This window comes from Pseudomonas sp. F1_0610 (assembly GCF_047470865.1).
Classification (GTDB): Bacteria; Pseudomonadota; Gammaproteobacteria; order Pseudomonadales; family Pseudomonadaceae; genus JAZDRH01.
Window position 1 is genome coordinate 1 of record NZ_JAZDRH010000008.1, and the last position, 21499, is coordinate 21499.

A 21499-nucleotide genomic window follows, 5' to 3' on the forward strand; every position below is an offset into this window, starting at 1 on the left:
GATGTGGTGCTGGGTGGTTTACGTACTTATATTTTTTCACACACAACCAGCCGTATAGATGTAGAGCTAGGTGCCAAGTTATTTAGGCATATGCTGGCCTTGCCTATTAGTTACTTTGAAACACGCCGTGTGGGTGAAACCGTAGCGCGTGCGCGCGAGCTGGAGCAAATCCGTAACTTTTTAACGGGGCAAACATTAACTTCTGTTTTAGATTTGATGTTCTCTTTCATTTTTATTGCAGTCATGTGGTACTACAGTGGCTGGCTTACCTTAATTGTGTTGGCATCGCTGCCTTGCTATGCCTTATGGTCTGCCAGTATTAGCCCTATTTTGCGCGCACGCCTAAACGATAAGTTTGCACGTAACGCTGACAACCAATCCTTTTTAGTCGAATCTGTTTCTGCGGTAGGCACTATTAAGGCCATGGCGGTTGAGCCACAAATGACACGCCGTTGGGATAAGCAATTAGCCGCTTATGTTACTTCAAGCTTTCGAGTAGTACGTATTGCTACGATTGGTCAGCAAGGCGTGCAGTTTATTCAAAAGATAGTGACGATTGCTATTTTATGGTTAGGTGCCCACTTGGTGATTAGTGGCGACCTGACTGTTGGCCAGTTAATTGCTTTTAATATGTTAGCGGGGCAAGTAGCCGCACCTATCATTCGCTTAGCCCAGTTATGGCAAGACTTTCAGCAAGTGGGTATTTCTGTAGCGCGCTTAGGCGATATTTTAAACACCCCGACAGAAGCGGCTAAATCTCGCTTAGCCTTGCCACCGATTAAAGGTGATATTCAATTTGAGCATGTAAATTTTCGTTATCGCCCTGATGGCCCACAAATCATTAAAGATTTAAATCTGACGTTTAATGCAGGTGAGGTAATTGGCATTGTAGGACGTTCAGGTTCAGGCAAAAGTACAGTCACTAAATTAGTACAGCGTTTAAGGGCGGTGCTTAATATCTTGTCGTTTCATCATGTACACAGTAGTAATAGGCATCACTGCTGGTGCATAACACATGTAACACACGCAAATGCAAAGATGCTGAAATGAATTTAGCCTCAGCCATCTATGTACACTGAGTGTTATTTATAAATTCAGTGTACAAGAATGTCTGTTATATGTCTGGTTATGTTTGGGCATGTAAAAGCAAAAATACCCGCCTAAACGAGTATTTATAAGGGTTTTAATGTATGTCTGAGGATGTTAAAGCTTAGAAATGGCGCACCCGGCGGGATTCGAACCCACGACCCCTGCCTTCGGAGGGCGGGAGTCATCCATTAAATCAATACTTACAGCGGTGGTCATTTTGTGTATAATGCGCGCCACGCACCAGTAGCTCAGTTGGATAGAGCGTTGCCCTCCGAAGGCAAAGGCCGTGGGTTCGACTCCCGCCTGGTGCGCCACATCTACTTATTTTTACGTCCATTTTATGACCTCCCCCTGTCTTGGTCACAATCTCTTAAAATTGCCGCGGTGACCAAACGGTGACCAAAGTGTGACCAAGTAAAGAAATCTCCAGAATTTCCCTTCCCAAATATTGACCACCACTCAAACTCAGTCACTTTTCTAGTGCCAGCTGTTTTAAGCTGTAAATTTTGAATATATAGCTTACTTTTCTGAGCTGAACTCTTCCTCCGCCCCCTGCGGTTCTTCAATGTACTCAGCCACCTCATTGGTGTTAACACCGAAATAAGCACACAGTTTATCGAGCACATCCGTATTGGTAACGTAACCCTTGATATTTGCAATCCTAGATAAGGTAGTACGGTGTATTCCCGTTTTTCTTGATATTTCCTCGTAAGTGATATTTCTTCCTTCCTGAAACTCTTTTTCAGCCACGAGTTCTTTAAGTCTAAATCTGATCATTACAGCTCTCCTGTTATTCGCTTTATTCTATCCTGACGACCATATTTTCGCACCTATAAAACCTCCTCTGCAGCTTCAGTGGCATCAATGTCGCTTAAAAGCTACAAAAGAGCTTGACAGGCACATTTTTAGCTATTAATGTAGCTTCAACGCTACAGAAGAACCTCGAAAGGAGCTTGGAATGAAAAACACATACTTAACCACTGATGAACTTGCTGCGCGCATTAAATATGACGCACGCACCATCCGTAACCAGCTGAAAGACTCTGTTTTGCTGGAAGGCATTCATTACATTCGCCCGTTTGGAGGGCGGAAAATTTTGTACTTGTGGGAAAAAATCGAACAGGACATGTTCAAGCCACCCGCGCTCGATGTGGCGACGGGTTTACAGTAACTGAGAGGAGGGGGAACTATGGCTTCTATTAATGTTAGAAACGGCAGGCTCCAAGCAGATTTTCGCTATAAGGGCCGTCGATGCCGTGAACTGACCCGGTATACAGACACTGCAGCCAACCGCAAAAAGCTAGAGAAAATCTTAGAGCGCATGGAAGCAGAAATTTTGCTAGGCACATTCGTATACCGAAATTACTTTCCTAAGAGCGCTCGAGCTGACTTGTTTGATGAGCTTGAAAGCAAGCTGCATGCAGCCCGTCAAGGAGCAAACGGTCAGGCTGGCAACATTCCAACCTTCGCTGAGTTTACCGAAATTTGGCTATCAGAGAAGCAGGTGGAGTGGCGAGACAGTCACTACAGGACTGTAACGGGATCCCTTAAATCCTACGCTCTACCTTTTTTCGGGGATAAAAAACTCAGCGACATCACCAAAGCTGAAGTTCTGCAATTTCGTACAAATCTCGCCAAAGAACCGTTACGAAAAGACAGCCCATTAAAAGCTTCCACTGTAAACAAGGTAATCACCCCAATAAGGATGATCATGAATGAAGCCGCTGAGCGTTACGATATTAACTCACCTTTCCGTGGAGTTAAATCATTAAAAATTCAACGCACGGATATAGAGCCCTTTTCATTAGAAGAGGTGAGTAAGTTTTTAACCCATGTGCGTAAGGATTTTCAAGCGTATTACACCGTGCGCTTTTTCACCGGCATGCGTACCGGTGAAATCGACGGGCTACGCTGGAAGTATATCGATTTTGAAAGACGACAAATCCTGATCCGAGAAACAGTGGTCAACACCCAAATGACCTACACCAAAAATGATGGCTCACAACGCGAGATCCACATGTCGCAACCCGTTTTTGATGCCTTGCAGGCTCAGCGTGAAGTGACCGGTGATAAAGAGTTCGTGTTCTGCAACCGTGACGGTAATCCACTGTACCACCGCAATGTGACACGCAGAGTTTGGCATCCGACACTGCGTTACTTGGGGATAAAACGTCGACCCCCTTATCAAACCCGTCATACCGCAGCCACTCTTTGGCTGGCTGCCGGTGAAACACCTGAATGGATTGCGCGGCAAATGGGTCATACCACCACAGAAATGTTGTTTCGAGTGTACTCACGCTATGTGCCTAACCTTACCCGTCAAGACGGTTCGGCATTTGATCGCCTGCTTGCCAGTGAGCTCAATCAAACTGCAAAGGAAGAGGAAAAGGAGACTGCTGATGCTTAACTTGAATGGACAAACTCACCGACGTTTAGCTGAAGCCATGCAGCAAGCCATGCTGATTCCTGAGGGCGATGAACTTGTTTTTGTAATTGGCAGGGGTAATGAGAGTAGCAACCTTGAAGCACTAGAGACATGGGTTAAAGAGTCACTTGATGTGCTCGAAGATGATCTGGCATTAGCCGTGCTACCTCTTTTACTTAATCGTTTAGGGCAAACAATCAATCACTGGAGTCCCGTCTGATGAGCCTATTTGAATGTGGACAAGATGGCCCAGTATTTGAGCATCTAATTCAATCTGAACTTCTGCTGGAGGGGTAGTGTATGCAACAGGTACTCACTAAAAACGAACGAGCGCCGCAATTAACTGCCAGAAATGTTGCGATTTGGCTTATCAACTATTACAGCATTGTGCGCGGCAATGAGCTGTCTCTGTACTGGGGGCTTCCGTACTGGGTAGACAATTACGAGGCTATCAGAATATGGGTAGAAAACTTAATGCAAGAGCCTCGACCTGCAGGGCGCACATTAGGGGATGTGCGGCTGCAGTTTGAAGACAGGCTGCCCATTTAATAAAGTAGACTGTCCTTGCGCCCTGCAACTCACTTACCGCAGGGCGCAGATACTTGTCACAGCAGTTAGGTATTAAACCGCAAAGCTAACAAGAAAAACAGCATGACGCTTTGTAGCCGACATCACTCAGGTAGATCTTGGCTACAAGCGTCATACTCACAAAGGTGCCCGTATGGAATCTACGCAACTAATCAAACTCATTGAGATATTGGCATGGCCGCTTACGGTGCTTGCTATTGCTTCCGTGTTAAGGTCGCCAGTGATAAAGCTAATCGCACGAATTAATGCCGTTGAAGCAGGAGGTGTTCGAGCTGAGTTTGGGGTGGGTATGATTGAAGTGCGTCAGATTAATCAAGAGAATAAATTTGGAAAAAAACCAGGCGTTTATGATTCAAAAGGAAGTCAGTTACAGCGTTTAGCCGAGCACTCTCCTAACGGTGCGGTGGTAGATGCTTGGCGTGAAGTCGAGCTTGCAACAATATCCGCGGCATTGCATAACGGTTTAAATGTCAGAGGTGGCACAGGTCGCGTATCTGGAAACGCAGCAGCGAAACAACTCCAAGCCCAAGGGCTCATAAGCCAATCAGCCTACGACCTGTATACAAAGCTTAAAGACCTTAGAAACAAAGCTGTAAACAGTGCCCAAATAATCGAAACATCGTAAGCGCCCTTAAATCAGCATCTTTTAAGCCAACCTATACAGCTTCACACTAATACCTGTCTTTTTCAAAGAGGTATTAGCGATGACATCACAAGAACGTCAGCAGTTTTGGCAGCAACATATTGATGCCTGGCAAGCATCGGATTTATCCGGTGCTGCGTTTTGCAAACAGCATGATTTGAATTATGCACAATTTAATTATTGGCGTAGAAAGTTTCAGCCGGTAGACGCGGTTGCAAAGTCTGCTGGTTTTGCTCAGGTTACGCAGCTAGCGACCTCGACTAGCAGTGCTGATGGGTTGGGTGTTCATCTGCCCAGCGGCATAAGTTTTTCTGGAGTGAATGCAGGTAATCTCGATGTAGTGCTGGCGATGCTGAGGCAGTTGTAATGAAGGTGCGTTATTTACGGCCAGCCAAGCAGATGCCGGAAATTTATCTGTACCGTGCGCCGGTGGATTTTAGGAAGCAAGCCAATGGCTTGGCTTTGCTGGTTGAGCAAGAGCTTGGTCATAACCCGTTCAGCGGTGCGTTATATGCCTTTACCAATCGCCAGCGCAACAAAATCAAATGCGTGATGTTGGAAGACAATGGTTTTGTCATGTACTACAAGGCGCTGGCCGAGGAAAAATTCAAGTGGCCTAGGCCTGCCGATGAGCTGTTAGCCTTAACGGGCGAGCAAATAAATTGGCTGCTGGATGGTTACGATATCAGCCTCTTTAAAGGCCATAAAAAACTGCACTACAACAGCCTTGGCTAGCCTGATTTCACTGGGTTTTGGCTGCTTTTAAGGGTGCTTTTGGTGGCGGGTTTTGCTATAATTTCGGCATGAAAAAACAGCCCAAACCGACCATTAAAACCCCAGATTTAAGCGGCCTTAGTGCCGCTGAATTGCGTTTGGTTGTGGCACAGTTTCAAGCTGTTATTGATGAGCAGAACACTGCTTTGCAAGATGCCCATCGCCGTATTGAACTGCTGGAAGAAATGAACCGTCTGCTGAAAACACAGAAATTCAGTGCCAGCAGTGAAAAATCTAAATTTCAGCTCAACCTCTTTGATGAAATCGAGCTCGAAGCCCAACTCGATGAGCTGTTTGAGTCCCTGCCTGAATTGCCAGATGAGGGCGAAGGCATTGCCCAGCAACGCAAAGAGCGCCAGACACGCAAGCGTGGTTTTTCTGCAAGCCTTGTGCGTGAGCGCATTGAACATAAGCTCACTGAACTAGAAAAAGCCGGCGCTAGTAAAACCTTCTTCACTAAAGTAAAAGAAGAGCTGCACTACATTCCAGCGCAACTCAAAGTGCTGGAGCACTGGCAAGAAAAAGCCGTGTTTCCCTCTGAAAACAACGCATCAGAAGAACAGATCGTAGCTGCGCAGCGACCAGTGCACCCCTTTGGTAAGTGCTCGGTGACCACTTCGCTGATTGCCCATGTGATTGCCGACAAATACCAATACGGTATGCCGTTATATCGCCAAGAGAGTAAATTTAAAGGCTTGGGCCAGCCGATTTATCGCAATAACATGGCGCAATGGTGCATACGCTTTGCTGACGAAGCCAAGCCTCTGTTGCACTTAGTGCGCGAGGTGCAAAACAGCGGTAATTACTTGCAAGCGGATGAAACCCGTCTGCAGGTGCTGAAAGAAGACGGTAAAACAGCACAATCGGATAAATGGATGTGGGTTATCCGTGGCGGACCGCCCGAAAAACAGAGTGTTCTTTTTGAATACGATCCTTCACGTGCAGGCAGTGTGGCTGTGCGCTTGCTGGATGATTTTGAAGGCGTGCTGCAAGCCGATGGCTATTCTGGTTATAGCACGGTCTGCAAAGCCAATTCGATTACGCGCATTGGCTGCTGGGATCACGCACGACGTAAATTTGTTGAGGCCGATAAAAGCGCTGATTCTAAGGCTAAAGCCAAGACAGGCACCGTAAGCAAAGCCGATGTAGCGCTTAGTTACCATCCGCAAACTCTATCGCATAGAAAGCAACATAGCTGACAAAACCGATGAAGAGCGTTTAAAGGCACGGCAAGAAATCAGCCTGCCAATACTCAACGAGTTTAAACAATGGCTTGAGAAAAACGCTGGCAAAGTGATGAAAGGTAGCGCGCTCAGAAAAGCCATCGACTACACCTTAAACCAATGGCCATACCTGGAAGGCTACTGCGAACGCGGCGACCTTAAGATCAGTAACGCCTTGGCAGAAAATGCCATCCGACCCTTCGCCATTGGCCGTAAGAACTGGTTATTTGCCGACACTCGTAAAGGCGCAGAAGCCAGCGCTGCTTGTTACTCACTGATAGAAACCGCCAAAGCAAATAGCATCGATCCACAAGGCTACATCAAGCATATCCTTGACCACATTGGCGAGGCTGACACATTAGAAAAGCTCGAAGCTCTGCTGCCTTGGAACGTGGAACTGGGTTAAGCTAAGCGCCCGTTTACTGGGGTGCTGATTTAAGGGCGCTTACGAAACATCAGATGCGAAAGAATACTCTTTGGCTGCATTAGAGTTGGCCTCAAAGTTTCGAGAGTTCAGCCATACGCCTGATTAGCACCGTTTGAATCACATTGGCGGTTAATTAAGTCGAACCTATCGGGTTAGGTTGTAGATCTGCGTGGGTCATTGTTAAGGACTTTCACAAGAAGAAAGTGTATCCTCTTCTTTTTTGGTAAATTTCTATACAGTTTTCATTATATCAATGTCTTAGGCTATTTTTTGCTCAATATGCTGGGCTCAACGTAGGCCGCTAGTACTTAATAAATGTCTGGTCTAAATCAGGTCTTGTTCAGGAGGAAAAGTTGAAACTAATACCAGTTATTTTGTCAGGTGGAGTAGGAACTCGACTCTGGCCAGTTTCGCGTAAGGCACACCCTAAGCCATTTATGAATCTTCCAGATGGTGAAAACCTTCTTAGTAAAACATTCAAGCGCGCTTGTGCGCTTAATAATGTTACCGAAATACTGACGGTAACCAATAAAGAGCTTTTCTTTAAAACCGAAGATGAATACAACAAGGCCAATGAGCGCAACTGCTCGCTTAAATATATTTTAGAGCCCTTTGGTCGTAATACGGCCGCAGCTGTTGCCACCGCTGCTCTTCAGGTGCAGGAAATCCACGGTGATGATGCCCAGATTTTAGTTTTAGCTGCTGACCACTTAATTAAAGACGAAGCTAAGTTTGGTCAAGCAGTTGCCAAGGCACAAGTACTTGCTGGGCAAGGTTGGCATGTGACCTTTGGAATCGAGCCAGAATACCCAGAAACAGGCTTTGGTTACATTGAGGCTGACGCAAGCAAGTCACTTGAAGGTGGCTTTGAAGTGACATGCTTTGTTGAAAAACCAGACTTGGATACCGCCAAGCAATATGTTAGTGCAGGCAACTACTATTGGAACTCAGGAATGTTCTGCTTCAGGGTGGGTACGCTATTACAAGACCTTGAAAAGCATGCGCCAGAGATTCTGTCTAAAACCCGTAAAACGATTAGTGCATCAACAACAAGTAATAACGATAATACGGTACTTCACCTTGACGCAGACAGCTTTGCCACGGTGCCTGATACCTCAATTGATTACGCACTGATGGAGCGCTCAAGTAAAGTTGCAATGGTACCGTGCAACATCGGCTGGAGTGATATTGGTTCATGGAATGCGATGAGTGAGCTGGTAGCAGAAGATGACATTCAAAACCGTCTCGTAGGTGAAGTCCTCACCATAAATTCCAGTAACAACTACGTGCACTCTCCTAAGCGCTTAGCGGCATTGGTCGGGGTTAAAGATTTAATTGTTATAGATACTGAAGACGCGCTGCTTGTTGCCCATAAAGACGAAGCGCAAAATGTTGGTTTAATTGCTAAAGAGCTTAAGACTCGACAGCACGAAGCCCACTTGCTACACCAAACTGTTCACCGCCCATGGGGAACCTATACCACCCTAGAAGAAGGTGAGCGCTTCAAAATCAAGCGCATCGAAGTCAAACCCGGTGCCTCGTTATCTCTGCAAATGCATCACCACCGCAGTGAGCACTGGATTGTCGTCAGCGGTATGGCAAAAGTAATTAATGATGTGAAGTCGTTCTACCTCAACACAAACGAATCAACTTTTATTTCTGCCGGTCACAGGCATCGTTTGGAAAACCCTGGTGTCATCGACCTAGTCATGATTGAAGTGCAAAGTGGTGATTACTTAGGTGAGGATGACATTGTACGCTTTGAAGACATTTATGGTCGGGTTGATGCAAATGAATGAACTGACCTGTTTTAAGGCCTACGATATTCGCGGCAAAGTACCGGAACAATTAAACGAAGACATCACCTACGGTATTGGCCGCGCCTTAGTGGCCGAACTGGGTGGCAACAGCTACGTGGTCGGCCGCGATATGCGCCTAGAAAGCCCGGCGTTGGCGCAAGCGCTCATTAATGGCCTTACCGATGCCGGCGCCAATGTCATTGATATCGGTCTGTGCGGCACGGAAGAAGTGTATTTTGCTACCAGCCACTATCAGGCGGATGGTGGCATTATGGTAACTGCCAGCCATAACCCCAAAGGCTACAACGGCATGAAGCTGGTGCGTGAAGGTTCACGCCCCATCAGTGGCGACAGCGGTCTGAATGCAATTCGTGATCGTGTTGCCAATAATAAGTTGGGTGAACCAGCCAGTAATAAAGGCCAGGTTCATCACAACGCTGATAAAGCAGCCTACTTGCAGCATCTTCTTGGCTATGTAAACACCGCCAATTTAAAGCCGCTGAAAATATTGGCCGACCCCGGCAATGGTGCCGCCGGCCCGGTCATTCAGGCCTTACAAAATCTGCTGCCTTTGCAATGGGTGTTGATTAACACAGAGCCAGATGGCGAATTCCCCAACGGGGTTCCTAACCCATTGTTGCCGGAAAACCGTGAACTAACCCAAAAAGCCTTGCTGGAAAACCAGTGTGATATGGCGCTGGCATGGGATGGTGACTTTGATCGTTGCTTCTTCTTCGATGCCAACGGCCGCTTTATCGAAGGCTATTACCTTGTGGGTTTGCTGGCCGAAATGCTGTTAAAAAAACACCCTGGCAGCAAAATTATTCATGACCCGCGCTTAACCTGGAACACCATTAACCAGGTGCAACAGGCGGGTGGTATTGCTGTACAAAGCAAAACTGGGCATGCCTTTATTAAAGAACGCATGCGCAGTGAAGATGCCATATACGGCGGTGAAATGAGTGCCCATCATTACTTCCGAGATTTCTTCTACTGCGATAGTGGCATGATCCCGTGGTTACTGGTCGCCGAACTGATGAGTACCAGCGACAAAACACTGGCTGAATTAGTGGACGAACGTATGGCAGCCTATCCCTGCAGCGGTGAAATTAACTTCACTGTCGCCAACAGTAACGAAGTGCTGAAAAGGGTAGAAACTTACTACGTCAACCAAAAACCGGTAACAGACCGCACTGATGGCCTGAGCATGGAGTTTGCCGAATGGCGTATTAACCTGCGTGCCTCTAATACTGAACCCTTACTGCGGCTCAATATTGAAACCCGCGCTAATCCGGCATTACTACAACAAAAAGTGGCGGAAGCCACGGCATTAATACAAGGTTGATATGTTTACTTATATGCGCAATCTCTGGGCCTACCGTGGGTTTGTATCGTCATCCATTCGCAACGAGTTTGCTGCGCGTTTTGCCCGTAGTCGCCTAGGTGGCTTATGGATGATCATTCATCCGTTGGCACAAGTTGCTATTTACGCCCTGATATTATCCAACGTACTGGCCGCCAAGTTACCCGGCATTGATAATCCCTATGCTTACGCACTGTACTTAACCGCGGGTATTACTGCCTGGAGCTTGTTTGCCGAAATAGTAGGGCGCTGTCTTACGCTGTTTATAGACAACGGCAATCTGATGAAAAAAATGCGTTTCCCCCGCATAACCATGCCTGCTATTACCACGGGCTCCTGCTTGCTGAATTACAGCCTGCTGCTGCTTTCAGTGCTGGTGGTATTTGCTTTGTTGGGCCATACGCCCGGTATAGAAGCCCTGTGGTTATTTCCACTAACGATAATCACCGTCATGCTGGCACTGGGAGTAGGGTTAATTCTGGGCGTTATTAACGTATTTGTGCGTGATATTGGGCAGGTAACCCCCATTGTTATACAAACGCTGTTCTGGTTTACGCCTATTGTGTATCCGCTGGAAATTGTACCGGACTCACTACAAAGCGTTATTGCCTACAATCCCATGCTGCCCATCGTCAGCGCTTACCACGACATCTTGGTGTTTGGAAAAACACCGGCCATGGAACCCATGCTGATAACCTTTACCGTAGCTGCCGTTTTACTGCTGGTAAGCCTGTTTATGTTCCGCCGGGCAGCCCCGGAAATGGTGGATGCGCTATGACCCTGTTAAGCGTACAAAATCTGGGCAAAGCCTACCGCAGTTACCATTCCGAATGGCAACGCTTTGCCAGCTGGTTTGGTATTAAATCGCGCCCAAGGGAAGAGCACTGGGTACTGCGGCATGTCAGTTTTGAAATTCGGCCCGGCGAAGCCATTGGCATAATGGGCCAGAACGGTGCAGGTAAATCCACCCTGCTGAAAATGATAGCCGGTACGCTGCAGCCAACAGAAGGCAGCGTACATATTAACGGTCGCATTGCCGCCATTCTTGAACTGGGCATGGGCTTTAACCCCGAACTGACAGGGCGGCAAAACGTACTGCACTCAGCCGGGTTAATGGGCTATGGCCATGACCATATTATGCAAGCCATGCCCGACATTGAAGCCTTTGCTGAAATAGGCGAATACTTCGACCAGCCGGTACGAACCTACTCCAGCGGTATGCAGGTTCGCGTCGCGTTTGCTGTAGCCACCGCTTTCCGGCCAGAAATTTTAATTGTGGATGAAGCGCTGTCGGTAGGCGACAGCTACTTTCAGCACAAAAGCTTTGAACGCATTCGCCAGTTTCAGGAACAAGGCACAACCCTGCTGATTGTTACCCACGACCCATCATCCATTCTTACCCTGTGCGATCGCACCTTACTGCTGGAAAATGGCACTGTAATTAAAGACGGCCCGCCGCAAGAAGTGATCGACCTGTACAACGCCATTATTGCGGAAAAAGAAAACAGCACCGTGCAAGTAAAGCGTCTGGACGATGGCAGTGCCCAAACCGTATCGGGAAGTGGCGAAGCAAAAATAACCGAAGTAAGTCTGCGCAACAGTAACCACGAACCGGTGGAATACATTGCCGTAGGCGAACCCGTAACTCTGTGCGTTAACGTCACGGTAGAACAAGACATCCCAGAATTGGTCCTAGGCTACCTGATAAAAGACCGCCTGGGCCGCCAGGTTTACGGCACCAACACGCACCACCTGAAACAAACCCAACACAACCTGAATACCGGCGAAACCCTGCAATACCGTTTCAGTTTCCCTATGGCACTAGGCCTGGGTTCCTATTCCGTAACGGTGGCGCTGCATACCGCCGACACTCATCTTGAACGCAATTATCACTGGCTGGATATGGCCTTGCTGTTCAATGTAGTTAACCCTGTGCACCCGCCATTTGTGGGTGTAGCATGGATGCCTCCTGAATTGGAGTGTGCCCGATGAGTTCCGGATTTTATCGCGCCTTTGAAGACCGTCACCGTGGTTCGCGAGAACTGATACTGGGCCGGTTGGAAGTGTATTTGCCCTTTATTGAAACATTGAAGGCATGGCATACGCCCTGTACCGCGCTTGACCTCGGTTGCGGGCGGGGCGAGTGGCTGCAGCTGTTGCAAAATAATGACGTGCAAGCCCGTGGCGTTGATCTGGACGAAGGCATGTTACAAGCCTGTCACGAATTGAACCTGCAAGCCGAGCAGGGCGATGCAATAGCCGCGTTACAAGCCCTGCCCGATAACAGCCTGAGCGTAGTATCGGGTTTTCACATTGTAGAGCACATTGAATTTTCACAGGTTCAGCAAATAGCAGAAGAAGCCCTGCGCGTATTAAAACCCGGTGGGCTGCTGATTCTGGAAACCCCCAACGCCGAAAACCTGGTGGTAGGTACACACAACTTTTACCTGGACCCAACCCACATCAGACCGGTGCCCCATATTTTGCTGGCTTTTGTTACCGAGTTGGCAGGTTTTGCAAGAAATAAAGTACTGCGCCTGCAGGAAGACCCAGCCTTATACCAGCTGCAGCGGCCGGGGTTAATTCAGGTATTAGCTGGTGTAAGCCCCGACTACGCCGTAGTAGCCCAAAAGCCGGCTACTGATGAACTGATGCAAGATTTCGACCCAATGTTTGCAGTGGAATACGGCATTTCCATTAACCACATAGCAGAACGCTACGAACAAGCACTGCAAACCGAACTGAACGAGATAAAGCACCGCATGGAAGAGTTAGCTCAAAAAGAACAAAGGCTGCGCGATACACTGGTTGAAACCGCCGAACGTGTTATGGCTATTGATCAGAATAACCAAAACCTTACCCCGGAACTGTACAAAGCCGAATTACGTGCTGTACAGCTGGAAACCCTTAGCGAACAACTGCGCCAACAATTGTTGCAGGCAACCCAGCGACTCTATCAGGAAGAGGCCCGCACCCGGCAGGAAGAAAACCGCGCCCGCAAGGCTGAAACTGAACTGCGTGAAATCAGTACACGCACCGCTCAGCTGGAAGCGCGCTACGAAATTGCACAAAACCAGCAACAACTGCAAAACGAACAGCAAAACCAGCTTAATCAACAACTGTTGGCTCAAACCCAGCGCATACAAGAACTGCAATACCAGCTTCATATCAGTGAAAAACAATTGGCGGAAACCGCCAAAGAAATTGCTCAACTTTCTGACCAACTAGCCGAAGCTACTGATTGTATCGCGCAACTAAAAAATCAGGCCGAAACCGATGCAGAAACCTGGGCCAAGCAACTTACCGAAAAACTGGCGGAACAAGCCACTGCATTAGAGGCGCAGTATGCAGAACAGCTGAATAGCACAACAGAACAATTCAACCAGCAACTGGAGCACACCACCCAGCAGCTGAACGAATCACTCGGTAACGCACACAATTGGTATATGCGCGCTACTGAACTGGAAGCCGAGCTGAACAGCACAAAAGACGAACTGCACAACGTACACCAGGCCAACCATCAGCATTGGACACAACTGCAGGAATCGTTAGGCAACGCCCATCACTGGTACCTGCGTGCTACCGAAGCCGAGCAACACCATGCAGCAGCCCAACAACGCATCAACGACTTACTACACAGCACCTCATGGAAAATTACTGCACCATTGCGTGGGCTTCGTCGCTTAATAGCCTGGCTGTTAGCCTTACCTTTTCGTGCCATAAAAGCCCTGCTGCGACCGGTGCTAAGCAGAGCAATTCGCTTTGCACTAAACCGCCCCGCATTGCGGCAACGTTGGGCAAACCGCTTGCGTAAATACCCTAAGGTGTTTGCTCACCTGAGACAGTTTGCGATTAACCGAGGGCTTGTGGTCGAACCAGCAATGCCCACGTTTGCTTCTGTGCAAGAGTCGGCGCCAGTGCAAACGGCACAAATTTCGGTAGCTTCAGTAGCTAGACAGAAACAAGAAACTACTAATATTCCACTGATGGAAAACCATATCACTAGACATAGTGAAGGTTATTATTTGAACTTTGATCGAAATGAAGATGGTAATGTTACAGTTGATCAGATTCTTTCTGGTATCCGTCGTGAGCTTATTGATTACCGGGAGGAATCAGAATAATGAATAATAATAAGCATTTTCCAGAAAGCTTTACTGGATTGCGAGTAGCTGTGCTGGCTGCTATGCCAACTACTGGTGTTATCGGTGGTGCAGAAAGATTTTATGACGGTTTAGTTGGTGGCTTGAATAAACTTGGTTGTAAAGCTGAGATTATTTCAATTCCTGCAGATGAGCCTGATTTTGAATCTATTATCGACAACTATGATCGTTGTGCCAAGCTTGACCTGTCTGAATTTGATGTGGTTATTTCAACAAAAGCTCCTACCTATGTTGTAGACCACCCTAATCATGTTCTTTATCTTGTGCATACCGTCAGAGTTTTTGATGATATGTTTGAACGTGTATTTAATAATCCAACGAAAGTGCATTATGAGCAACGAGCCAAAATTCATGCCCGCGATTTTGCAGCATTGAGTAAAGTTAAAGCTCGTTTTGCCATTGGCCATGAAGTGGCGGAACGACTCTTTCGCTGGAGAGGCCTCAATGCTGAAGTATTGCATCCTCCGCTAGGATTCTCGGAATTCAAGTGTAATAAATCTGAGGACTATTTTTTCTTACCAGGTCGTCTACATGATTGGAAGCGTGTCGATCTTGTAATAAAAGCAATATTGCAATCGAAATTACCAATGCGGCTAAAAATCGCTGGAACTGGTGAGGCTGAAGCAAAATTAAAAGATATAGCGAATGGCGATCCACGAATAGAATTCTTGGGTCGTATTGATGATGCTAATTTGGTTGAGCTTTATTCGCGCTGTATTGCTGTTCCATTTACACCAGTTCATGAGGATTATGGCTATATTACACTTGAGGCTTTTGCCAGTAAAAAGCCAGTTATTACGTGTAATGATTCTGGTGAGCCAGCACGAATAGTTGAAAATGGTTTATCGGGCTTAATTTGTAATCCGGATCCGTTTCAGATCTGTCAGGCAATGGAGTACTTATTCACTAATCGTGAAAGTTCAGCAAGCATGGGTGATCGTGGTTTTACCTGGGTTTCAGGCATGGATTGGTCTCGAGTTGCTAGTAAGCTACTAAAAGCGGCGCTTGAGGAAAAAAAAGAGCATAACGATATTAAGCAAGTTGATAAAAAGCTTAAAGTGGCAGTATTTGATATGCAGCCAATAGATCCTCCTGTTGGTGGTGGTCGTCTAAGGTTGTTAGGACTGTACCATAACTTAGGCGATAATATCGACTGCACCTATGTTGGTAGCTATGACTGGCCGGGTGAAAGTTTCCGACAGCATCATATTACTTCCGGATTGCAAGAAATTGATGTCCCGCTTAGTGAAAAGCATCATAAGGCGGCTAGAGAATTATCTTCTCGAGCTGGTGGAAAAACAGTCATTGATATTTCATTCAGCAAGCTCGGGAATCTATCGTCCGACTATTTGAAAATCGCGCGGGAAAATATCAAGGTAGCAGATGTTGTTGTTTTTTCTCATCCGTGGGTATATCCCTTACTTGAACATGATATTCGGCCAGGGCAAACGGTTATATATGATTCGCAAAATGTAGAGGGCTTCTTAAGAGCTCAACTACTTGACGAAGCTAATTCGGTTGAATCAGAACTCTTGCGCAATGTGATTGAAGATGAGTTGAATTTGTGCCGACGGGCTGACATTGTTTTTGTGTGTTCTTATGAAGATGGTTTGAGGTTTAATCGTCTTTATAGGATAAATGCATCTAAGTTGCGCCTTGTACCAAATGGCGTAATGGCTTTCTCATACGATCCCCCTGATCAGACTAAACGTTTACAAGCTAAGCAGACACTTCATATTCAAGACTGGCGGCTGGTAGCGGTTTTCATAGGCAGTGCATACGGGCCAAATGTTGAAGCTGCAAATTTTATTATTGATGATATTGCCCCTAATGCACCTGATGTTTTATTTGTAATTGCTGGTGGGGTTGGCAGTCAGGTTGCAGCAAATCGTAATAACATTCATATAACTGGAATGCTTAGTGAAGAAGAAAAGGCATTGTGGCTCACTGCATCGGATATAGCCATTAATCCAATGTTTTCAGGATCAGGCACCAATATAAAGATGTTTGATTTTATGGCATTTTCATTACCTGTTATTACAACACCTACAGGTGCAAGAGGAATAGATGTCGGCACCACGAGTCCATTTTTGGTTGCTTCTAATGGATTGTCATCATTTTTAGAGTGTATTATTAAGCTAAGTGATGAGGCGGTGCGACAGACTGTGGGGTGTAGCGCAAGAAAGTTTGTTGAGAATAACTATGCTTGGGAGCGTATTAGCCATAGGGTAGGTAAGATAGTTGCTAATAGGCACGTTTATGTCAAACAACCGTTGCCTTTATTTTCTCTTGTTCTAGTAATATCTGATAGTTATGGAGAGTTTGAAAATTTAATTCGTTCGATTTCCGGGCAAATTGATCGTGATTTTGAGTTGATTATAGTTGATTTAAACTCTCAATATAATTCTTCAGTATGTAATGGTTTTGGTTTTCCTGTTAAATATCTAAACCTACCGTATTTGAGTCATGGAGCAGCTAGAAATGCAGGGGCAGAATCTGCCTCTGGCAAGTTTATTGTTTTACTTGATAGTGATTTTTGTCCGGATGATTATTGGCTTCTAAATTTACGATCTCTAGTTTCTGTCGCTAAAGAAAATCAAAATCTAATTGCTTGGGTTCCGTCTTCCTGTAATGGGGGTGGCTTATCTCCATTAAATATAATGATCAGGCAAGACGCGTTATTCTTGGCTAAAGGGTTTGATGGTAACGAAATTATTGATCTCGAAGACCCTAATGCATTTTTATCTCGCTTGCGTATGTTAGGTAGTATTTCTCACACCCATTTCCTGGACTCCAGTGTTAGAGGTAATAGTGGGCGATTACGTATTGCCATGATGTCTACATTTGGTCATAAGTGCGGCATAGGAGAATATTCCTCTTCATTAGTAAAGTGCTTTCGGGACATGGATATAGATGTCAGTGTTATTAGCTGCCGGACAGCTAATGCAGGTTTACCATTGTATTCATTGGGTAAGGAGATGATTGTTGGTTGGTATTACGATGATCTGAACTATGTTGATAGCAGAATTTTTAGTGAAACGGCAAACTTTATTGGCATGCAAAACCCAAGGGTTCTAATTGTTCAGTATCATCCTGCTTTTTATAGTATGGATACGCTCTTTTTGTTTGTTCTTGATTTATCAAATAAAAACGTAAAAGTTATTGTCGATAATCATAAGTATCGAGTTGAAGACAGTCAAGCGCTTATCAAACTTTGTGAAATGGGTGCATCTGTTGTTTTTCATCAGCTGTCAGAGGTTAAATTAGCATATGAGAATGGATTAAGTGCTATTCATAATCCAATCGGTCTTGATAACAATCTCCCAATTAATAAACGAACTATTTATGATAGAGATTGGGGAAGCAAGCCGCCACTACTTATAACCACTGGTTTTTTGCGTGCTCACAAAGGTGTAAGAACACTTTTGAGAGCTATGCCTAAGGTGGTTGATAAATTTCCGGGTTGTAAGTTGAGGATTCAGTGTTCTCTCTATCCAAGTGCTGATTCTTCAGAAGAGCTTGAGTTATGCCTTAAGCTGATTGATGAGCTTGATTTATCATCGAATGTTGAGTTGGATACTTCTTTTTACGAAAAAGATGAAATGCTGAAAAAGTTGAGTGATGCTGATCTTGCTCTCTTGGCTTATGAGAATAGTGATGAAGGAGGAAGTGCAGCAGCTGCAGATTGCCTATCTGTTGGTCTGCCACTTATCGTATCGGATGCGAAGATATTTCATGATATTTCTAATTATTCCACTTCGATATATGGTGACTTTAATGTGTGGGCGAATGCCATTGTTGATACGCTTGTTTGTGCGGAAAAGTATTTATATTTGAGTGCGAGAGCGCATGAATATTCAGAATTAAATGACTGGCGAGTTGTTGCAAAAAATCTTTTAAATAAAACGATAGGTTATAAATAATGATCAGACTGTTGATTGCATTCATTTTGCCTTTTCAGGTTTTTGTTGTTGCGCCTTTTACTTTTTATTTTGGTAATCGTGCGGAGATTAATCTCAGTTTTCAGCAGGTGCTGATTTTCCTTGGTTTTTGTTTTTTCGTATTTAGTGTATTTTTTTATGTTGCTCTTTTGGTGTTGGAGAAATATAGATATGTATCAAGGATTTCTTGGTTTCATAAATTTGCACTTGTTTATATGAAAGGCTCCTGAAGGTTTTGATGCTTTTACTTATTAATTGATTCAGGTCTTGCTATGTCTGGTGTTAATGATAAGTAAAGGTGTGGATAATTTCTATTTTTATAGGAAAGATCTGTATATTTTATGACAATACCTTAACTGATTAAAGTTAGGTGTTGCACTCAAAGTTAGCGCCTAAGAAATTACAAATAATGTTTAAAGATCTAGTTGTTTTAGGTGGTGGTGAGCAGGCTTCTGTAATTGCTGAGATACTTCTAAATGAAGGTAGTAATTTAATTGCGGTTGTTTCACCTGAACCAATTAAAGCTAATAGCCCTTTATCAGGTGTAAAACAACTGGTTAGTGATCAGAGTTTACTGTCTAGCTACTCCCCAGAAGAGGTTGAGCTAGTGAATGGTCTCGGTGCTATTCCTGGGCAAGACTTACGTTGGAAGCTGTTTGATTTTTATTCCAATCGCGGATACCGTTTTGCTAGCGTAATCTCGCCTCATGCTATTTTGTCTAAACACCTAGCATTAGAAGAGGGTGTGCAAATAATGGCTGGTGCAATCATTCAAACCAACGCCACTATCGGAAAAAACTGCTTAATTAATACGGGTGTAATTGTAGAGCATGATTGCAAAATTGGTAACCACAACCACCTTGCGCCAGGTGTCACGCTTAATGGTAGTGTTACTACTGCAGACAGGGTACATATAGGTACGGGTGCAAATATTGTTCAGGGAATAAAGATTGGCCATGGCGCTGTCATTGGTGCTGGTACAAGCATTGTACGAGATGTAGCAGCTGGACAGGTTGTTATACCTGCAGCTAATCGAATTCTACTTTAGAACCTCATTCTGGATGTACCTAGTTAATAGCTTAGTATTGTCCGTTTAATCTTTTAGACCATAGGAAAATGAAATGAAAAAAGCAATTGTTACAGGTGTTACAGGGCAAGATGGTGCCTATCTAACAGAGTTATTACTTGATAAAGGCTACACAGTTTATGGTACTTATCGCCGCACAGCTTCAGTAAATTTTTGGCGTATGGATGAATTAGACGTTACTAAGCATCCTAATTTACATCTAGTTGAATATGATCTGACTGATCTTTCATCCAGCATTCGTTTATTGCAAAAAACAGAAGCTACAGAAGTTTACAACCTTGCCGCGCAAAGTTTTGTGGGTGTTTCTTTTGAGCAACCCATAACTACAGCGGAAATATCTGGCTTAGGTGCTGTTAATTTGCTTGAAGCTATTCGTATTGTTAACCCTAAAGTTAAGTATTATCAGGCTTCTACTTCTGAGATGTTTGGCGAGGTTCAAGCGATTCCACAGCAAGAAGATACGCCTTTTTACCCACGTAGCCCCTATGCCGTTGCTAAACTTTATGCGCACTGGATGACAGTTAATTACCGTGAGTCTTATGGGATTTTTGGTGCTAGTGGTATTTTGTTTAACCATGAATCACCTTTGCGCGGCCAAGAGTTTGTAACCCGTAAAATTACAGATTCTATTGCTAAAATTAAGCTTGGTAAGTTAGATGTGCTTGAGCTAGGCAATATGGATGCTAAACGTGACTGGGGCTATGCCAAAGACTATGTGGATGCTATGTGGCGTATGCTGCAAGTAGATGAGCCAGATACTTTTGTAGTGGCTACTAACCGAACTGAAACAGTACGTGATTTTGTGACCATGGCCGCAAAAGCTGCTGATATTAGTCTTGAGTGGCAAGGTAAAGGGGAAGACGAAAAAGCTATCGATACAGCTACCGGGAAAACCATTGTTCAGGTGAACCCTAAGTTTTATCGCCCAGCCGAAGTTGAGCTGCTCATTGGCAATCCTGCTAAGGCTAAAGAGTTGCTAGGTTGGGAGCCTAAGACTAGCTTAGAAGAACTCTGCAAAATGATGGTTGAAGCTGACTTGCGTCGCAACAAGCAAGGGTTCTCGTTCTAATGACTTTGACAGATTCAGGTAAACGCGTTCTGGTTACTGGAATCAATGGCTTTACTGGCCGCTATCTTGCGGCCAGTTTGCTTGAGGTGGGTTATCAGGTATTCGGAACATCAACCCAGACTGTGCATGAGGCTGGGGTGTTTCAGCTGGATCTCTGTGATAGAGAGGCTGTGTCACGGGTGGTTCAAGAAGTGCAGCCGCACCGTGTCATCCACTTAGCTGCTGTATCTTTTGTTGGTCATGGTGATCCCGCTGCCTTTTATGGGGTGAACCTAGTCGGTACACGCAACCTGCTTTCTGCGCTGGCTGATCTAGATAACCCGCCTGAGGCGGTATTACTGGCGAGCAGTGCTAATGTGTATGGCAATGCGCAGTCTGGAGTATTAGATGAGTCTGCCGCAGTAGCGCCAGCCAATGATTATGCTGTGAGTAAACTGGCCATGGAGCACATGGCCAGTTTATGGCATGACAGGTTGCCTATCATCATTACGCGCCCTTTTAATTACACCGGGGTTGGGCAGGAAGAAAAGTTTCTAATCCCCAAAATAGTCGCCCACTTTAAAGACCAAGCCCCGGTGATAGAGCTGGGCAACTTAGATGTTTGGCGTGATTTTAGTGATGTGCGTGCTTTGGTGGCAGCGTATCTAGGCTTATTGGGCAATCCTTTGGCTATTGGGCAAACGGTGAACGTTTGCTCTGGGATAGCCTTATCTTTACGTGAGGTTATTACTTCATGTGAGTCAATTACCGGCCATAGTATTGAGGTGCAGGTGAATCCGGCTTTTGTTAGAGCTAACGAAGTGCGCTCCCTGTGCGGTAGCCCTAAACGCTTGCAAAGCTTAGTGCCTAATTGGCAGCCTATGCACTTTGTAGAGACTTTAAAATGGATGATTTTAGACAAGTGATAG

At 45.4% G+C, this 21499-nt stretch carries 18 protein-coding genes, 1 tRNA gene and 1 pseudogene; 19 read left to right on the forward strand and 1 reads right to left on the reverse strand.

Annotated features, from left to right (window positions below):
* Together VQ643_RS06195 and VQ643_RS06200 are read left to right on the forward strand one after the other, a co-directional pair.
* The coding region (locus tag VQ643_RS06195; RefSeq protein WP_414198483.1) for an ABC transporter transmembrane domain-containing protein at positions 1–1050 on the forward strand (1050 nt) is incomplete at its 5' end.
* A 276-nt stretch (positions 1051–1326) separates the two neighbouring features.
* Positions 1327–1403, forward strand: a tRNA-Arg gene (locus VQ643_RS06200).
* Between the two features lie 205 nt (positions 1404–1608).
* Here VQ643_RS06200 and VQ643_RS06205 read toward each other — a convergent pair.
* Positions 1609–1866: a helix-turn-helix domain-containing protein gene (locus tag VQ643_RS06205; protein ID WP_414198485.1), complete on the reverse strand. Its 258-nt coding sequence runs from the start codon at positions 1864–1866 to the stop codon at positions 1609–1611.
* 181 nt (positions 1867–2047) lie between these two features.
* Here VQ643_RS06205 and VQ643_RS06210 point away from each other — a divergent pair, with 181 nt between their 5' ends.
* From VQ643_RS06210 to VQ643_RS06290, 17 genes and pseudogenes are all read left to right on the forward strand, one after another.
* Positions 2048–2260, forward strand: coding sequence for a hypothetical protein (locus tag VQ643_RS06210; RefSeq protein WP_414198486.1), 213 nt, complete (start codon positions 2048–2050; stop codon positions 2258–2260).
* Between the two features lie 18 nt (positions 2261–2278).
* Positions 2279–3496, forward strand: a complete 1218-nt coding sequence (locus tag VQ643_RS06215) for an Arm DNA-binding domain-containing protein (RefSeq protein WP_414198487.1) — start codon at positions 2279–2281, stop codon at positions 3494–3496.
* Positions 3489–3734, forward strand: a complete 246-nt coding sequence (locus VQ643_RS06220) for a hypothetical protein (RefSeq protein ID WP_414198488.1) — start codon at positions 3489–3491, stop codon at positions 3732–3734. The genes VQ643_RS06215 and VQ643_RS06220 overlap by 8 nt, the downstream gene beginning before the upstream one ends.
* Before the next feature lie 80 nt (positions 3735–3814).
* Positions 3815–4063: a hypothetical protein gene (locus tag VQ643_RS06225; protein ID WP_414198490.1), complete on the forward strand. Its 249-nt coding sequence runs from the start codon at positions 3815–3817 to the stop codon at positions 4061–4063.
* Positions 4064–4235: 172 nt separating this feature from the next.
* Positions 4236–4727: a hypothetical protein gene (locus VQ643_RS06230; RefSeq protein WP_414198491.1), complete on the forward strand. Its 492-nt coding sequence runs from the start codon at positions 4236–4238 to the stop codon at positions 4725–4727.
* Positions 4728–4806: 79 nt separating this feature from the next.
* Positions 4807–5112, forward strand: coding sequence for an IS66 family insertion sequence element accessory protein TnpA (gene tnpA, locus VQ643_RS06235; protein ID WP_151183546.1), 306 nt, complete (start codon positions 4807–4809; stop codon positions 5110–5112).
* Positions 5112–5480: an IS66 family insertion sequence element accessory protein TnpB gene (tnpB, locus tag VQ643_RS06240; protein ID WP_414198494.1), complete on the forward strand. Its 369-nt coding sequence runs from the start codon at positions 5112–5114 to the stop codon at positions 5478–5480. Before tnpA ends, tnpB begins: the two co-directional genes overlap by 1 nt.
* A gap of 68 nt (positions 5481–5548) precedes the next feature.
* Positions 5549–7148, forward strand: a pseudogene (gene tnpC / locus VQ643_RS06245) (IS66 family transposase).
* A gap of 374 nt (positions 7149–7522) precedes the next feature.
* Complete coding sequence (locus tag VQ643_RS06250; RefSeq protein ID WP_414198495.1) at positions 7523–8968, forward strand: mannose-1-phosphate guanylyltransferase/mannose-6-phosphate isomerase; 1446 nt, start codon at positions 7523–7525, stop codon at positions 8966–8968.
* Positions 8961–10313: a phosphomannomutase gene (locus VQ643_RS06255; protein WP_414198497.1), complete on the forward strand. Its 1353-nt coding sequence runs from the start codon at positions 8961–8963 to the stop codon at positions 10311–10313. The genes VQ643_RS06250 and VQ643_RS06255 overlap by 8 nt, the downstream gene beginning before the upstream one ends.
* Before the next feature lies 1 nt (position 10314).
* Entirely contained in the window at positions 10315–11109 is a 795-nt protein-coding gene (locus tag VQ643_RS06260) for an ABC transporter permease (protein WP_414198499.1), read from the forward strand.
* Entirely contained in the window at positions 11106–12323 is a 1218-nt protein-coding gene (locus VQ643_RS06265) for an ABC transporter ATP-binding protein (protein WP_414198501.1), read from the forward strand. The genes VQ643_RS06260 and VQ643_RS06265 overlap by 4 nt, the downstream gene beginning before the upstream one ends.
* Complete coding sequence (locus VQ643_RS06270) at positions 12320–14455, forward strand: methyltransferase domain-containing protein (RefSeq protein WP_414198503.1); 2136 nt, start codon at positions 12320–12322, stop codon at positions 14453–14455. The genes VQ643_RS06265 and VQ643_RS06270 overlap by 4 nt, the downstream gene beginning before the upstream one ends.
* Positions 14455–18417 carry a glycosyltransferase gene (locus VQ643_RS06275; protein ID WP_414198505.1) on the forward strand — a complete coding sequence of 1321 codons (3963 nt, stop codon included), beginning with the start codon at positions 14455–14457 and terminating at the stop codon, positions 18415–18417. The genes VQ643_RS06270 and VQ643_RS06275 overlap by 1 nt, the downstream gene beginning before the upstream one ends.
* A gap of 427 nt (positions 18418–18844) precedes the next feature.
* Positions 18845–19483, forward strand: coding sequence for an acetyltransferase (locus tag VQ643_RS06280; RefSeq protein WP_414198507.1), 639 nt, complete (start codon positions 18845–18847; stop codon positions 19481–19483).
* Between the two features lie 73 nt (positions 19484–19556).
* Positions 19557–20591, forward strand: a complete 1035-nt coding sequence (gene gmd / locus VQ643_RS06285) for a GDP-mannose 4,6-dehydratase (RefSeq protein WP_414198508.1) — start codon at positions 19557–19559, stop codon at positions 20589–20591.
* Between the two features lie 5 nt (positions 20592–20596).
* Positions 20597–21496 (forward strand): GDP-mannose 4,6-dehydratase, encoded by a 900-nt coding sequence (locus VQ643_RS06290; protein ID WP_414198672.1) that lies wholly within the window; start codon positions 20597–20599, stop codon positions 21494–21496.
* Positions 21497–21499: the final 3 nt, after the last annotated feature.

Excerpts from the sequence above, each read along its gene's own strand:
- VQ643_RS06205 (WP_414198485.1), bottom strand. The coding sequence starts at position 1,866 with ATGATCAGATTTAGACTTAAAGAACTCGTGGCTGAAAAAGAGTTTCAG.
- VQ643_RS06210 (WP_414198486.1), top strand. The coding sequence starts at position 2,048 with ATGAAAAACACATACTTAACCACTGATGAACTTGCTGCGCGCATTAAA.
- VQ643_RS06215 (WP_414198487.1), top strand. The coding sequence starts at position 2,279 with ATGGCTTCTATTAATGTTAGAAACGGCAGGCTCCAAGCAGATTTTCGC.
- VQ643_RS06220 (WP_414198488.1), top strand. The coding sequence starts at position 3,489 with ATGCTTAACTTGAATGGACAAACTCACCGACGTTTAGCTGAAGCCATG.
- VQ643_RS06225 (WP_414198490.1), top strand. The coding sequence starts at position 3,815 with ATGCAACAGGTACTCACTAAAAACGAACGAGCGCCGCAATTAACTGCC.
- VQ643_RS06230 (WP_414198491.1), top strand. The coding sequence starts at position 4,236 with ATGGAATCTACGCAACTAATCAAACTCATTGAGATATTGGCATGGCCG.
- tnpA (WP_151183546.1), top strand. The coding sequence starts at position 4,807 with ATGACATCACAAGAACGTCAGCAGTTTTGGCAGCAACATATTGATGCC.
- tnpB (WP_414198494.1), top strand. The coding sequence starts at position 5,112 with ATGAAGGTGCGTTATTTACGGCCAGCCAAGCAGATGCCGGAAATTTAT.
- VQ643_RS06255 (WP_414198497.1), top strand. The coding sequence starts at position 8,961 with ATGAATGAACTGACCTGTTTTAAGGCCTACGATATTCGCGGCAAAGTA.
- VQ643_RS06260 (WP_414198499.1), top strand. The coding sequence starts at position 10,315 with ATGTTTACTTATATGCGCAATCTCTGGGCCTACCGTGGGTTTGTATCG.
- VQ643_RS06265 (WP_414198501.1), top strand. The coding sequence starts at position 11,106 with ATGACCCTGTTAAGCGTACAAAATCTGGGCAAAGCCTACCGCAGTTAC.
- VQ643_RS06270 (WP_414198503.1), top strand. The coding sequence starts at position 12,320 with ATGAGTTCCGGATTTTATCGCGCCTTTGAAGACCGTCACCGTGGTTCG.
- VQ643_RS06275 (WP_414198505.1), top strand. The coding sequence starts at position 14,455 with ATGAATAATAATAAGCATTTTCCAGAAAGCTTTACTGGATTGCGAGTA.
- VQ643_RS06280 (WP_414198507.1), top strand. The coding sequence starts at position 18,845 with ATGTTTAAAGATCTAGTTGTTTTAGGTGGTGGTGAGCAGGCTTCTGTA.
- gmd (WP_414198508.1), top strand. The coding sequence starts at position 19,557 with ATGAAAAAAGCAATTGTTACAGGTGTTACAGGGCAAGATGGTGCCTAT.